At 73.6% G+C, this 13,733-nt stretch carries 11 protein-coding genes and 1 pseudogene; 2 read left to right on the top strand and 10 right to left on the bottom strand.

Translation table 11 applies throughout. From position 1 onward, the window contains the following. Position 1: 1 nt before the first annotated feature. From ABZ374_RS13725 to ABZ374_RS13710, 4 genes are all read right to left on the bottom strand, one after another. Entirely contained in the window at positions 2 to 619 is a 618-nt protein-coding gene (locus ABZ374_RS13725; RefSeq protein ID WP_360310384.1) for a dihydrofolate reductase family protein, read from the bottom strand. A gap of 85 nt (positions 620 to 704) precedes the next feature. Continuing rightward, complete coding sequence (locus ABZ374_RS13720; RefSeq protein ID WP_360310382.1) at positions 705 to 1,700, bottom strand: TolB-like translocation protein; 996 nt, start codon at positions 1,698 to 1,700, stop codon at positions 705 to 707. Then, positions 1,697 to 3,076 (bottom strand): MFS transporter, encoded by a 1,380-nt coding sequence (locus ABZ374_RS13715; RefSeq protein ID WP_360310380.1) that lies wholly within the window; start codon positions 3,074 to 3,076, stop codon positions 1,697 to 1,699. The genes ABZ374_RS13720 and ABZ374_RS13715 overlap by 4 nt, the downstream gene beginning before the upstream one ends. A 115-nt stretch (positions 3,077 to 3,191) precedes the next feature. After that, entirely contained in the window at positions 3,192 to 4,676 is a 1,485-nt protein-coding gene (locus ABZ374_RS13710; protein ID WP_360310378.1) for an alkaline phosphatase family protein, read from the bottom strand. A 219-nt stretch (positions 4,677 to 4,895) separates the two neighbouring features. Between ABZ374_RS13710 and ABZ374_RS13705 the strand changes: the two genes are divergently transcribed. Together ABZ374_RS13705 and ABZ374_RS13700 are read left to right on the top strand one after the other, a co-directional pair. Next, the gene (locus tag ABZ374_RS13705; protein WP_360310376.1) at positions 4,896 to 5,285 is read left to right on the top strand and encodes an Ig domain-containing protein; all 390 of its coding nucleotides are present in this window, start codon (positions 4,896 to 4,898) and stop codon (positions 5,283 to 5,285) included. 246 nt (positions 5,286 to 5,531) lie between these two features. Next, positions 5,532 to 6,416, top strand: coding sequence for a LysR family transcriptional regulator (locus ABZ374_RS13700; protein ID WP_360310374.1), 885 nt, complete (start codon positions 5,532 to 5,534; stop codon positions 6,414 to 6,416). Between the two features lie 44 nt (positions 6,417 to 6,460). Here the strand turns inward: ABZ374_RS13700 and ABZ374_RS13695 are convergent, their stop codons facing one another. The 6 genes and pseudogenes from ABZ374_RS13695 to ABZ374_RS13670 form a co-directional block, all read right to left on the bottom strand. Continuing rightward, positions 6,461 to 7,363 (bottom strand): hypothetical protein, encoded by a 903-nt coding sequence (locus tag ABZ374_RS13695; RefSeq protein ID WP_360310372.1) that lies wholly within the window; start codon positions 7,361 to 7,363, stop codon positions 6,461 to 6,463. Beyond that, a complete protein-coding gene (locus ABZ374_RS13690) occupies positions 7,360 to 9,234 on the bottom strand; it encodes a class I SAM-dependent methyltransferase (protein ID WP_360310370.1) in 1,875 nt (624 codons plus the stop codon). The genes ABZ374_RS13695 and ABZ374_RS13690 overlap by 4 nt, the downstream gene beginning before the upstream one ends. Further along, entirely contained in the window at positions 9,228 to 10,391 is a 1,164-nt protein-coding gene (locus tag ABZ374_RS13685; protein ID WP_360310368.1) for a nucleotide disphospho-sugar-binding domain-containing protein, read from the bottom strand. Before ABZ374_RS13685 ends, ABZ374_RS13690 begins: the two co-directional genes overlap by 7 nt. Beyond that, the gene (locus ABZ374_RS13680; protein ID WP_360310366.1) at positions 10,388 to 11,263 is read right to left on the bottom strand and encodes an alpha/beta hydrolase; all 876 of its coding nucleotides are present in this window, start codon (positions 11,261 to 11,263) and stop codon (positions 10,388 to 10,390) included. Before ABZ374_RS13680 ends, ABZ374_RS13685 begins: the two co-directional genes overlap by 4 nt. After that, positions 11,260 to 11,571, bottom strand: a complete 312-nt coding sequence (locus ABZ374_RS13675) for a phosphopantetheine-binding protein (protein ID WP_360310364.1) — start codon at positions 11,569 to 11,571, stop codon at positions 11,260 to 11,262. The genes ABZ374_RS13680 and ABZ374_RS13675 overlap by 4 nt, the downstream gene beginning before the upstream one ends. Then, a pseudogene (locus ABZ374_RS13670) lies at positions 11,568 to 13,733 on the bottom strand (hypothetical protein); the annotation flags it as partial. The pseudogene ABZ374_RS13670 and the gene ABZ374_RS13675, both read right to left, overlap by 4 nt.

Genomic DNA, 13,733 nt, shown 5'->3' with positions numbered 1-13,733 from the left:
GTCACCGGGAGACGTCGTGGGCGAGGTGGGTCGCGGTCGATGTCGCGACCACGCTCCGCTGTACCAGGGTGCGCGGCGTTCCACCGGTGAACAGTGGTGTGCCGGCGCCCGGCACGACGGGGGCGAGGTGCAGGATCAGTACGTCGACCAGCCCGGCGTCGAGCGCCGAGCGGATCGTGGCGCCGCCGCCCATGAGGACGACGTCGAGGTCCCGGCCGCCGGCCGCCGACGCCGCCTCGGCTCGCTTGCGCGCGGCGGCGACGGCGTCGGACAGGCCGGTGGTGACGAACGTCCAGTCGAGGTCGGTCGTCCGTACCGACTCCGGCGGCGAGCCGGTCACGACGACGAATGGGGGTTTGCCGACCTCGCCCGCTCCGTAGCCGCACGTGTCGTCCCAGCCGTTCGGCCCGTCGACCAGGTCGAACAGGTGGCGGCCGAGGACGACGGCGCCCGAGCGCACGGTCCCCTCGCGCAGGACCCGGTGGTCGTCGGGGTCGTCGGAGAACGCCCACGTGTGCAGGGCCCCGCCGCCGGTGCCCAGTCCGTTGTCCGGGCCGGGATCGGGCCCGGTGACGAAGCCGTCGAGGGACACGGAGATGTCGGCGATGATTCGAGTCATGTCAAGGTAGACCCGATCCGCCGCCCGAACTCATCGCGCCGCGTGGGGTCGATGGCCTTCGGCGCCGCGCGCACTCCGAGTCGGCTCAACCGCGCAGCATCGCCGGGGACAGGGCATGCGGGATCAGCAGGGTGGGGTGGCCCGAGCCGTCGGCGTCGGTGGTCCAGATGTCGGCGCGGAGGTCGCCGGGGAGGCTGTAGACGACGCGGTCGTTGTCCAGCCATTCGGCCTGGTCGTCGAGGGTTCGGGTTTCGGCGAGGGGGCTTTCCGTGTTGGTGGCCAGGGTGAGGGCGAAGAGGTGCCAGGGGCGGTCGGGGTCCGCGCCGGGGACACGTTTCTTGTACACGACGCGTGTGCCGTCGGGGGACAACGACGGGCACTCGGCGTTCTCGCGCACCGTGCGCAGCGTGCGGGCGGCCACGTCGCCGCGGGCCAGCCAGGTGTGTCCGCCCGTGGCCACCGTCGCGTAGAAGGTGTTGTCGTCGGCGGCGAAGGTCACGCCCCAGACGTTGACGTCGGGGGAATGGATCGACTCGTCGCCCCGGTGCAGGGCGTACGACTCCAGATTGTCGTCGAGTCGGCCGGTCCGGGTGTCCAGGATCGCGGTCCGGGTGGCGAAGTTCAGGCCCGCGTACGACTCGCCGTTCACGAACGACGTCCACGCGACCAGCCGTCCGCTCGGTGAGACCCGGGCGCGTGAGGGCGTCCCGGCCAGCGCATGCCGACCCTTCTCGCGCAGGTTCGCATCCAGGAGCACCGCGTCGTACGTGCCGAGCGCGAGTCGGGCCGGTTGCAGGCACACCCCCGTGCCGTGCGCGGCGTGGAAGACCAGGCAACTGCGCGCGGCGACCTCCCGCTCGCCCGGACGCGCCGCGTCGACCGCCGCGAGGTGGTCCCGGCCGGCGTCGGCGGCGGTGCTGCGGAACAGGATCCGCCCCGGGCGATCCAGGCTCAGCGTCGTGTAGTCGCCGTTCCGGCCCGCCTCCGCGTCGCCGGCCGCGCGCAGCGTGTACACCACCGCGAGGCCGACGAGCAGCGTGGTGACCACGGTCAGCACGATCAGGCGCGTGGTTCGGGTCATCGGGATGCCCCTTTCGGGCCGGTCGGGCGGGTGCCGCCCGGAGTCAGCGTGCCGCCGGCCAACAGCACGGCGGCGGCGAGCAGCGCGAGGGCCAACGCGGCGGCGGCCAGGATGCCGGCGGTGTGCGGGCCGTACAGCGTCCACGCCGTGCCGAACCCGGCCGCCCCCAGCGCCCGCCCGCCGGCCTGCCCGGTCTGCACCAGCGCGAGCGCTCCACCACGCAGCGCGGCCGGTGCGGCCGGGGCCGCGAGCGCCATCAGCACGCCGTCGGTGCCCGCGTAGAACAGCCCGAGCAGACCCGGGATCGCCACGATCAGCGCGCCGTCGGGCAGCGGCGCGAGCAACACCAGGTAGCCGCAGAGCAGCGCGACATGGCCGGCCAGGAACACCCGGGCGCGTCCGTACCGATCCCCGGCACCGCCGGCCGGGACCGCGAGCAGCAGGAAGACCAGCGCGGTGCCCAGCGGCAACAGCGGGAACAGGTGCGGTGACAGGTCGGTGTGCCGCTGCAGCAGCAGGTAGAGCATCGCGTCACCGACGGTCGTCGCGCCCAGCACCAGCGCGGCCAGACACACCCGGGCGAAGCCCGGCACCCGCAACACCGCCGCCGCGTCCCGCAGTCGCACCGGCGCGCGGTCCGCCGTCCGCCCCGCGCGAGGGCCCGCGCCGGCGGCTGCGTCCACGCCCCTCTTCACGCCGGTCGTGACGCCTCCGGGCGTCGGGTCGCGGACGAACAGCAGCAGTACCAACAGCCCGAACGTGGCGAAGCAGAAGCTCAGCACGAACACCGCGTCGTACGCGTCGGCCGTAACCCACAACACCGCGAGCGCGACCGGCGGTCCGAACAACGCGCCCGCCGTGTCCATCGCCCGATGCACGCCGAACGCCCGACCCTGCTCCGCCGGCGTCGCGGCCATCGAGATCAACGCGTCGCGCGGCGCGGTACGCAGCCCCTTGCCCGCCCGATCGGCCGCGAGCACCCCGCCGATCGCCGAGACCCCGCCGGCCGCGGGCAACAGCAGTTTGCACCCGGCGGAGATCCCATAGCCGATCGCGGCGACCGTGCGGTGCCGGCGGAAGCGGTCCGCGACCAGCCCACCGAGCAACCGGGACAGCGCGGTGGCGCCGTTGTACAGGCCGTCCAGCATGCCGAACGCCATGGGCGAGAGCCCGAGTCCGAGCACGAGGTAGACCGGGAGCACCGCGGTGACCATCTCCGCCGACACGTCGGTGACCAGCGAGACCACGCCGAGGGTGAGTACGACGGGCGCGACCCGCCGGGCGCCGCGCCCGGTCGGCGGCGGCGGTGCCTGCGCACCCGGGCCGCCGCGCGCACCGGACGCGAGGTCGGCGGAACGGCTGGACGACAGATACATCGTGGGCCTCCGGCTGCGGTTCGGCACGGGGAAGGGCGGAAGTCGTGGGTGTCGAGGGCGGGTTCGGGCCTTCGACACCCACGACGGCGGGCCTATTCGACGACGCGTCGAACGATCAGAACCAGCTCACGGTCCAGGGGAACGCGACCGTGCCCTTGGCGCCGGTGGAGTCGGTGGCGGTGACCTCGACGGCGAACGTGCCGACTCCCCACGCCCGACCCGAGACCACACACGAGAGCGGATTCAGGAACAACCCCGCCGGGAGACTGCGCCCCGCACACGAATACGGTCCGCTCTCACCGGAGACCCGAAGCGTCAGATTCACCTGCTGGTTGAACTTCGACACCTGTGGCCCCGGACTCGCGATCACCACCCCACCCGAGGGCGTCGACGAGATCGTCCACCCGAACGACACCGGAGCCGACACCGCCCCGGCACTGTCCGTCGCCGTCACCGACACCTGCGAACTCCCGGCCGCGGTCGGCGAACCCGACACCACACACCCGCCACCCGAAGCCGCCAACCCCGCCGGCAACCCCTGGAATACACACGTGTACGGACCCGTACCACCCGACACCTGCACCGCCAACGACACCGGCACACCCACCGACCCCGCCTGCGCACCCGGACTCACCACCGACACCGACGACGGATTGCCGTCCTGCCAGATCTCGGTGATCGGGGTCGCGGTCGCGGCCTGGCCGGAGCGCCGGGTGCCGTACATGTCCTCGAAGGTGCGCAGCAGGCTGTAGTGGTCCTTGCGACCCGGGTATTGGCCGGGCTTGACGTGCGCGCCGTACAGGATGGTCGCGATCCGGTTCTCGCTGCGGAAGTTGTCCTCGTCCCAGGTGACCACGAGCAGGCTGTTGTGCGTCTTGGCCCACTCCGCGTAGCCGCTCAGCTTGTTCCGGGTCCAGGTGTCCCCGGTGGAGATGCCACAGGCCGAGTTGAACAGGCGGTCGTGCATGTCGTTGCACAGGTTGGGCACCACGTACGAGACCGTGGGCAGGGTGTTGTAGTCGGTCGGGAACGCGGTGACCGGATAGGTGGTGGCGGCGGGCACGTTCGAGAAGGACAACCACGGGTTGTGCTTGCGTGCGTACGAACCACTCGTGCACACCCCCGGGTTCGCCGCCGACCAGTCCTCGTTGTAACTGCCCCACGTGACACCCGCGTCGATGAGCTGCCGACCGAGGTTGTCCGCGGTGTACGGCGCGCCGGGCGGCGGACACTCGTCACCGGTGACGCCCTGCGTGGAACCGGAGAACATCGCCAGGTAGTTGGGCTGACTGGGGTGGGTCTCGCCGTGGAAGTCGGTCAGGGAAGCTCCGCCGGCGGCCAACTGGTTGAGGTAGGGCGCCTGCGAACTTCCGATGATCTCCTCGTAGTTGCTGTTCTCGTGCACGACGACCACCACGTGGTCGTAGCGCGGGATCGCGGCGGCGACCGCCGCCGGTGCCCGGTCGGGTGGACCGGCCGAGGCGGGAGCGGTGACGCCGGCGATCGCGCCGAGCGCGAACCCGACGGACAACGCGACGAGTTTGGCCGATCGGGGCTTGCCCCGGGCCGTCGACCGGGACCTGGATCCGGAGTCGGACATGACCTGGCGCCTCCTTGGGCGTGGACGAAGCGGAACCGCAGCGTGGATGCGGTGACCTGCGGAATCAACGTCCGTCGCGGGTAACGGAACCGCCGGCACCGCGGTCCGCCGGGCCCGCCACCGGGACGCTGCCGGGCCTGAACTGGCCGGGAACGGCGCCGGCCGAGCCGGCCGGCCCGGGTGCGCCCGGTCGCACTCAGAACCAGCGCTCATGCACCGATGCCCAAGCGGTGCGCTGCCGGCGCACACATGTCCGTCCGTCATGAATGCATGCCGGACCGGTATTGGACGTGGGTGAGATCGGCCTCATCTCCTGGAAACATGAACAGATCACATTCCGAAAACCGGCCGAGGATTCGTCCCCCGATCGGCCCACCCGGTCGAAGTTCACCCAGCAGGTGGACCCTGACGCTTCGGGTCTCCGGTGGGAGCGGACCGTATTCGTGTGCGGGGCGCAGTCTCCCGGCGGGGTTGTTCCTGAATCCGCTCTCGTGTGTGGTCTCGGGTCGGGCGTGGGGAGTGGGCACGTTCGCCGTCGAGGTCACCGCCACCGACTCCACCGGGGCCAAAACCACCGCGTCGTTCCCCTGGACCGTTAGCTGGTTCTGACCCACAGTCGAAGCGCACCACTTCCGCCGGGCCGGTCGGCTCGGCGCTCGGGGCATGTGCCTCGGGCGCTGCGCGGCCCGCCCGGCCGCACCGCGTCACCTCTTCATTCGCCCCCCGGCACCACGGCACACCTTGGAGGAACACCATGGTCGACAGCCACCGTGCGGCACACCGAGAGCCAAGCCGGATCCGAGCGCATGATCGAACCTTCGCGGCCCGGGTCCCGGGCCAAGGCGGCGATACCCCGTGACCCTCCAACAGTTGCGCTACCTCATCGCCGTGGCCGAACACGGCAGCATGACCGGTGCCGCCCAGGAACTCTTCGTGGTCCAGCCGGCCCTGTCCCGATCGTTACAGAGCCTGGAACGCGAGCTGAACGTGGTCCTGTTCACCCGGGTCGGCCGCGGCCTGGTGCCGACGGCGGCCGGCGCGCAGGTGGTCAATCTCGCCCGCAAGGTGCTGCGCGGAGTGCAGGCGATCAAGGACATCGTGCAGGCGGAGGAACCGACCTGCCGCGACACCGTGCACCTCGCCGCGACCGCCACGCTGGCGATCGAGTGCACCAGTGGCCTGCTCCCCGGTCTGGCCAAGCTGCACCCGGAGTTGCACATCGTGGTGGACCGACAGGACAGCCGCGAAGCGCTGTTCGCGTCGCTGCGCTCCGGCGAGACGGACATCGCGCTGGTGGATCTGCCCGCGCCCGGCGGTTTCGAGGTATTGCCGCTGCGCTCGTACGAGGTGGTGTTGGTCTCGCCGAAGCACACCCGACTGCCGGATCCGGTCTCCTGGACGGACCTGGACGGGCTGCCGATGATCCTGCCGCCCCGGCGCAGCGCGCGGCGGGCCGACTTCGAGATGTTGTTCGCCACGGCCGGGGCGCGGCCGACGGTCGCGATGGAGACCGACGATCGTGGCGCCTGGATCCCCTGTGTGGTGGCCGGGCACGGCTCGGTGTTGTGGTACGCCGACCTGGCCCAGCCGTTCGCGTCGAGTGTCGCCGTGCGGTCGATGAGTCCTCGGCTGATCCGGACGGTCGGCCTGGTGCGCGGGCGCGGGCCGATCAGTCGGGAGGTGCGGGCGCTGCTCGACTACACCCGACGCCAGGGCGTTCAGGAGATGGAGTACGTGTGAGGGTCAACGCGTTCGACCGCGGCTGAGGATCGGCCGGGCCCGCCCTACGCCACCCGGGTGCAGGGGGACCCGACCCAGGCGCTGAGTACCCGCGGCGCCGGTTCGCCGGCCCGGGTGTAGGTGTCCACCAACGCCCGGCGTACAGCGGCCAGCGCCGCGCCCGGCACCACCGCGATCGTGGACCCGCCCGCACCCAGCGGCCGGGCCTCGATCGCGCCCGCGGCCAGTGCGTTGCGCGCCGGCGGGGACGGGTGGGCGGGTCGGTCGACGGCCGGGCCGCCGGCCGGGTCCGCGTCGCCGGCGGGCCGGCGAGGCACCGCCAGCACGATCCGCAGGCCCAGCCGATCCGGATCGAACGGCACGTGGGTCGGCTCGCCCGCGCGTTCCTCGATCAGGGCGACGTGGCCGGGCCGGCCGAACAGCGCGACCGCGCCCAACGGCGGATCGGCGAGCCGGATCCGGGCCCGCCGGCCGGCGCTCTTCACCGGGTCGTGGAAGGCCGCCTCGATCAGTGCGGCCGTGCAGGTCAGCGGGATCGACGCGGACAGACCGGTGCTGTCCGGCAGGTCGGTGTGCACCAGCAGATCCAGCCCACCCGCCCCGGTGGTGCCGGCAAGCACCGGCCGGACCCAGTCCGGGACCGGGCCGACCTCGCCCGCCGGGTCCAACTCCACCCCCTCGTTCGGGCGGTCGATCGAGCCCACCCGCAGCACACCGTCCGTGCGCGGCGCGGCGGCCACCACCACCCGCCAGGACAGTGCCACCGCGGTGCCCGACCTGGCTCGCGAACCCGACAGGCGCAGCACGTACGGTGCGGACCAGACCCCGGCCGGCGGTCGGCCGAAAGCCTGCGCGAACGCGAACGGCACCAGGCGCAGCACCGGCGCCGCACCGCGTGTGGTGGGCAGTGCCGCCGCCGTGGTCGGCGTGGTCGACGGGCGGGTCATCCCGGGTCCTTTCGGGCGAGGAGACGGTAGGCGTTGCTGCCGCCGTGCTCGCCGGCGACGTGCGCGAACAGCAGGGCGACCGCGTCGAGCAGTACGGCCACCACGAAGCACGGGACGGACAGGGCGACCAGCACGGCGCGGCGGATCCGGCGCAGCGGGGTCGGCCCGCCGGCGATCCACGGCATGGCCGGGTTCGGCGCGAGCGCGGTGAGGGCCTGGGACACCGCGCCGATGAAGTCGTTGCCCTGGTGGGCCCGGCCGTGCTCACGCGCGAGCACGGTGAACCCGCTTGCGTTGAGCGCGACTTCGAGGTTGCGCCAGGGCATCAGGTGCTGGTGCTGGGGCTGGAACTGCGGCAACCACAGGCCGCGCAGCAGTCGGCCGTACGTGCAGTTTGGGTCGGGCAGTTCGATCAGCAGCCGGCCGCCCGGTACCAGGACCTTGGCGGCGGCATCCAGCTCGGCGAAGGGATCGCGAGTGTGCTCCAGGTAGTGGTGCATGCCGACCACGTCGTAACCGCCGGCCAACTTGTCCGCCAGCTCCGGGAATTGGCCGCGATACGCGGTCCGGATCCAGCCGCGCCGCTCGGCCTGCCCGACCCCGTCGCCGAGGTCGAGGCCGTCGAAGACGGTGTCCGGCAGCACGGTCTTGCCGACCACGCACATGTGCGCGTGCCCGGTGCCCACGTCCAACCAGGCGCACGGGGGCCGGTCCGCCGGCAGGTGCCGGCGCACCAGGTCGGCGCGGGCCCGGTAGGTGCGCGACATGGTGCCGAACAGCGCCTCGGCGCCCGGGCCGCCGAGGCCGTCGTAGAAGTCCCGGTAGTAGTAGTCCAGTCCGGCCGGGGACAGGCGGGGATTCTGGAACACGTGAGCGCAGTCCCGGCAGCGCTCCAGGGTGAACCGGCCCGGTTTGCCCTGGAGGTGGTCGCCGACCCGACTGCGCACCGCGAGCCGGGTGGAGCCGCACCACGGGCAGGTGTCCCGGCGGTCCTCGAAGAAGGCGTCCAGGCCGTTCGCGACGCTGCGCGCGTACGCGGGGCGCAGCTTCGCCGGGTCCAGCGCCGGGGTGGCGGCCCGGGCCGGGCGGGGCCCGGACACCGCGCGCACCCAGCGCCATCCCGCCAGGATCGGCCGCAGTGCGGTGGCCCGGCCCAGGTCGCGCGGACGCACCGGCGAGCGGCCGGCCACCACCGCGTACGGCTGGACCCACATGGCCAGCAGGGCCCAGGCGCCCCAGAACGGGGTGGCCGTACACGCCCCGATGTAGGCGGCGGCCTCGCCCAGGTTGCCGATCATGGTCGGCCACACCGGCACGCCCAGCGCCCGCAGCCGGCGCTTGCGCAGCGCGGGATCGGTAGGTGCCGCGACCAGGCCGGGCGCGACCGCGTGGCCGGTGCTCAGGGCGGCGAACGGTTTGAGGCGGGCGCCGAGTTCGATCAACTCGGCGGCGTCGAGGTCGACCAGGTCGGCGGCCGGGACGTCGGCGCGGCGCAGCACGTCCGTGTGTACGAGCAGCGCGTGGCCCGCGCCTCGGGCCCGGGCGAGCGGGTCGCGACGGTTGCGCTCCGGGTCCAACCGGCCGAGCAGGGTCAGCAGTTCGTCGGCGGGCAGGTCGCCGGGGACCAGGTCGAGCAGCAGCAGTCGATGCAGTTCGGCGTGGGCGACGGCGTCGCGGATGGTGGACTCGTCCGGGCGGACCCCGGTCGCGGCCACGCAGGTCCAGGCGTCCGGCGCGCGGTTGTCGGTGGGCGCGGTGGGCAGGGAGGGCAGTGCGCGCAGTCGGCGGCGCAGCGTGCGAGTGCCGCCCAGCAGGCCGAGGCCGATCAGCAGGGCAAGCCACGGGAACGGCCCGGCGACGGGGTTCAGCACAACTTCTCCAGACGGTCGGCGGCGGCGCCGGCGCCGCCGGCCGCGGCGAACGAGGCGCGCACCCGGCGGGCACCCGCGCGCAGCTCCGGACGATCCAGCGCGTCGGTCACGGCCGCGCGCAGTTCGGGCACGTGCGCGCGGCCGAAGCGCACCCGGACCCCGGCCCCTGCGGCCACCACCTGGCGCGCCACGATCGGCTGGTCGTCGCGGATCGGCGCGAGCACCAGCGGCAGGCCGAACGCGAGCGCCTCGCACACGGTGTTGTGGCCGCCGTGCGTGACCACCGCGTCCAGGTGCGGGAGCAGCGCGAGTTGGGGCACGAACTCGCGGACCAGGACGTGCTCGGCGGGCTCGCCGGCCAGCCGCTCGGGGGCGGCCAGGATGAGTTGGAGTCGGTCGGCGAGCGGTCGGGTGGCGGCCACCACGGCGGGATAGAACCGGTCGCCCGCCTCGCGGTTGAGGGTGCCGAGCGAGACCAGGACCCGACGTCGGTTCGGGTCGAGCCGATCCCACGGGAAGTCCACCGCCACCGGCCTGGCACCGAACGCGGGTCCGACGTAGCAGTGGTGCGCCGGGACCGGCTCGGTCAGCCCGACCAGTTCCGGAGTGGAGAAGATCAACACGAGCCGCGCGGAGAAACGCGGATCACAGTCGGCGGGTACGCCGGCCGCGATCGCCGCCTCGGCGATCCGGGCCCGCACCCAGTCGGCCACCTTCGGGAAGCCCACCAGTGGCCGGGTGAACTCGGCCGAGGTGGTCGCCGAGGTGGCCCACGGCACGCCGGCTCGGACCGCGGCGAACGCGCCGGCGAAGGTCTGCTGATCGGCCACGATCACGTCCGGCCGGTAGCCGGCCACGGCCGCCCGGACCCCGGGCAACATCGCGTGCGCGAGCGGCACCAGGGTCTCCTCGACCAGGAAACGCAACGCGGCCACCCCGCGCAGTCGTTGCCAGTTCGCGTGCAGTGCGGAGTAGCCGCCGGCGGGATCCGGGGCGTCGCCGGTGGCGAACAACCGGGCGCCCAGCGGGAGCAGCTCCAGGACCTCGGGCGGCCCGCACCACACCGCCTCGTGCCCGCGCTCGACGAGCGCCGCGGCGACCGCGACGGTCGGGTTGACGTGTCCGGCGAACGGCGGGACCACGAACATGAATCTCATCGGCCGACCCCGGACCGCGTCCCGGCCGGCTCGTGCCGCACCAGCCAGTCGAGCAGTGCGCCCAGCACGGGCGCGGTGGCCTCGCGCAGCACGGTGTGCGCGACGCCGGGCAGGACGGTGAGCGTGCAGTTCGCCAACAACTCGGACAACCGGCCGGCGGGTGGCGCCAGTTCGGACAGTTCGCCGTAGATGGCCAGGACCGGGCAGGCCAGGTCGACCAGTTCGGGCTCGGTCGGGGCGCGCAGCAGGGTGACGTCCTCGATCAGGGTGGTGCCGTTCAGGAGCGCGTCGGCGCCGGCCCGGAGCCGGGCCGCCTTGCGCGCGGGGCCGGTGGGCAGGCGTTCGGGGCCGGGATGCGCTTCCAGGCCGAGCGCGGCCAGGTTGAGCGTGTTGGCCATTTCCTCGACCCAGCCGCCTGCGTAGGGCTCGGCTTCGGTGGGCTCGGTGCCGGTGGGTTCGGCGTCGGTGCGGAGGTCCAGGCACTGTCCCTCGATCAGCACCAGGCTCGCCACCAGGTCGGGCCGGGTCCGGGCGGCGTGCAGCGCGATCAGGCCGCCGAAGCTGTTGCCGACCAGGTGTACCGGGGTCGGCACGTCGCACGCCTTCAGCAGCGCGGCCAGGTCGGCGACCGCGGTGTCCGGGTCGTAGCCGGTCCGGGGCCGCTCGGTGCGCCCGTGTCCGCGCTGGTCGTACAGCACCACCTCGGAGCCCGCCCGGGCGATCGGCGCGGCCAGCGTGTAATAGAAGCTGGAGAGGTTGTCCAGGACCAGCCCGTGCAGGAAGACCACCGGCGTGCGCAGCGTGGGCCGGTCGGCGGGCGGGCCCAGCCGCTGGACGTGAAAGCGCAAACCGTTCGCGTGCACCTCGCTCATCGGGCACCGTCCAGCGCCTCGGTGCGGGTGCGGGCCGCGATGTGGTCCACGAGTCGGCCGACGGTCATCGCCATGATCTCCTCGATCTCCAGGTCGGCGAGGAAGGCGATGAAGTCGACCCGGTCGCCGTAGTGCTCCTGGAGCCGTCCGGCCAGGGCGACGAACTCGATGCTCTCCAGCGCCAGATCGTCGTCGAAGCCGCTGTCCGGGGTGATCTCGGCGGCGATCAGCAGTTCCTCGCCGACGATCTCGGCGAGCATCCCGGCGACCTCGGCCAGGATCCGGTCGGCATGCGGGTCCGCGCTCATCGGGTGCTCCCATGTGAGGTGGTGGGGAAACCGTTGCGGTGCTCGTCGGGCCGGGCGTTCGTCCACGCGACCACGTAGCGGTCGATCCGGTCGCCGGCGGGATCCGCCACGACCCGGGTGTGGACCGGGTGTTCGGCGCCGTCGGGCGGGCCGGTGCGCACCGACACCTCGGCGTCGTGCGGGCCGGTCGGGTGGGCCGAGGTCACGACCCGGTGCGCCGGTCGGCCGGTCGGGTCGGTGCCGTGTGCCCGGCCGGCCGCCTCCTTGGCGCACCGGAAACGCAGCAGCCACACGTGCCGCGCCTGCGGCTCGCGGTCCACGAGCCGGGCCAGCAGCCGGCGTTCGTCGGCGGTCAGTGAGTCGTGTTCGAGGGCCGCGACGTCGGCGGCGGGGTCGAGCAGGGCGATGTCGATGCCGATCGGTGCCGCGCTCGCGGCGGCGACGGCCAATCGATGACTGTGCGTGACGGACACGTGCGGCGGGGCCGGTGCCTGGGTGCCGGGCTCGACGATCACGTGCGCGAGCGGGCGGTCCGTGTCGTCGGAGTCGATCCGGACCTGCACGGGATACAGCGGGCCGTGTCCGCGTGCCCACAGGTACTGCCGCACGGCGTCCTTGACCACGACCCGCCGGAGCAGCCGACCCCGCCGTTCCCGAGGCGCCGCGGCGGCGAACTCGGCCTGCTCGGTGGTGTCCAGGTAACGGCGGGTCACCAGGTCCTGCGCCGCCGGGTCGGGCCAGCGGGTACGCAGCAGACACCAACCCTCGGGCTGCGGCTCGGCGATGCCGGTGGTGTGCGGGGTGAACTTCATCGGCCACACCCGCTCGTCGGCGGCGAACCGGCGGTAGACCCAGTCGCGCACCACGATCCGCACCGCGCCGGTGGCCGGGTCCACCAGTTCGACGTCACCGCGCACGGTGGTCGGCCGAACCTCCCGGATCCGCGCGGTGGCCAGCAGTTGCGCGCCCGGCGCGGGTGGCAGCCCGTACTCGTCGATCGCCGCGACCGACATCGGGAAGACGAGGCGATCGGTGTCCAGGCGCAACTGCATCCAGTGGCCCAGGAGTTGCCCGGCCGCATCGAGCAGTGCGCCCGGTGCGGGCAGGGCTCGGACGAGGCCGCGGATGCCGTCGTCGGCGACGGTCAGCACCTGGTCGATCCCGGCGAAGCCGGGGCCGTGGAACATCCAGCGATCGCGGTACAGATCCCGGGCGCACACCGGTGCGGGGCCCTCGCCGGCCAGCGGCGTACGGTCGGCGGGCGGCGCGGGGCGGGCGGCCCGGTGGTCCGCGAGCAGTACCTCGGCGGACATGTGGTGGCCGAACTCGATCCGGACCCGCTCGGCGGTCAGCGGCGTACGGACCAACTCGGTGTCGGTCGGCGGCGCCACCGGCAACCAGCGCAACGAGCGCACGTCCCGGTACCCCGCGACCACCCGACCCGGCCCGTCCGCCGCGACCGCCGCCTCGCCGGCCAGCAGGATCAGCGTGGTCATCGGCAACACCGGGAACCGGTCCGCCGGTTCCGGCCACCAGTCGGGCTGCTCGTAGACGCAGTGGTCGCGGACGTAGGGGAACTCGGCCAGGGAGAAGCGGTAGGGGCGGTGCTGTCGGGCGTCGGCGGGTGCGGGTGCCGGCGGCGGGTGGGGGAGGCCGGAGGCCTCGGCCCTTGCGAGGCCCGGGCTGCGGTACGCGCGGCCCTGTTCGGCGTCGGCGAATGCGGGTGCCGGTGTCGGCGGCAGGTGCAGGCGGTCGGCGACCTCGTTTCCCGCGAGGCCCGGGCCGACGACGTCGGTGACCGCGCGGTCGGCCTCGGTGAGCACGGCGCGGAAGGCCGCGAGCACCGGATGCCCGGAGGCGGGCGCGACGGCCGAGGAGGTCGACCGCACCGAATCGGTCAGCCGCAGCGGCCCGGCGGCCGAGCCCAACGCGACCACCGGCGAGCCGAGATCGAGCCGGACCATCGCCCCGGACGGCGCCGGGGCGGGTGCGGGGACGCGGGCGGGGGCAGCGGCGAGGTCGGCCGCGCGTGCGGGCGCCGGCCCGGGCACCTCGGTCGTGGGCGAGGGCGTGCTCGCGGGGCCGGCCCGGTGGTGCCGGCGCGCATCGGTGCTCGCGGGGCCGGTCGAGTGGTTTGTCGACGGATCCGTGCTCGCGGGGCC

The sequence above is a fragment of the Embleya sp. NPDC005971 genome (assembly GCF_040629175.1).
Taxonomy (GTDB): Bacteria; Actinomycetota; Actinomycetes; order Streptomycetales; family Streptomycetaceae; genus Embleya.
The sequence above is the reverse complement of the archived record's forward strand: the minus strand, read 5'-3'. Positions and strand labels throughout refer to the sequence as shown.

What these genes read in the sequence shown, in the direction of transcription:
- ABZ374_RS13695 (WP_360310372.1), bottom strand. Translation starts at nt 7,363, where the DNA reads ATGACCCGCCCGTCGACCACGCCGACCACGGCGGCGGCACTGCCCACC.
- ABZ374_RS13705 (WP_360310376.1), top strand. Translation starts at nt 4,896, where the DNA reads ATGCCCAAGCGGTGCGCTGCCGGCGCACACATGTCCGTCCGTCATGAA.
- ABZ374_RS13725 (WP_360310384.1), bottom strand. Translation starts at nt 619, where the DNA reads ATGACTCGAATCATCGCCGACATCTCCGTGTCCCTCGACGGCTTCGTC.
- ABZ374_RS13710 (WP_360310378.1), bottom strand. Translation starts at nt 4,676, where the DNA reads ATGTCCGACTCCGGATCCAGGTCCCGGTCGACGGCCCGGGGCAAGCCC.
- ABZ374_RS13675 (WP_360310364.1), bottom strand. Translation starts at nt 11,571, where the DNA reads ATGAGCGCGGACCCGCATGCCGACCGGATCCTGGCCGAGGTCGCCGGG.
- ABZ374_RS13720 (WP_360310382.1), bottom strand. Translation starts at nt 1,700, where the DNA reads ATGACCCGAACCACGCGCCTGATCGTGCTGACCGTGGTCACCACGCTG.
- ABZ374_RS13680 (WP_360310366.1), bottom strand. Translation starts at nt 11,263, where the DNA reads ATGAGCGAGGTGCACGCGAACGGTTTGCGCTTTCACGTCCAGCGGCTG.
- ABZ374_RS13685 (WP_360310368.1), bottom strand. Translation starts at nt 10,391, where the DNA reads ATGAGATTCATGTTCGTGGTCCCGCCGTTCGCCGGACACGTCAACCCG.
- ABZ374_RS13715 (WP_360310380.1), bottom strand. Translation starts at nt 3,076, where the DNA reads ATGTATCTGTCGTCCAGCCGTTCCGCCGACCTCGCGTCCGGTGCGCGC.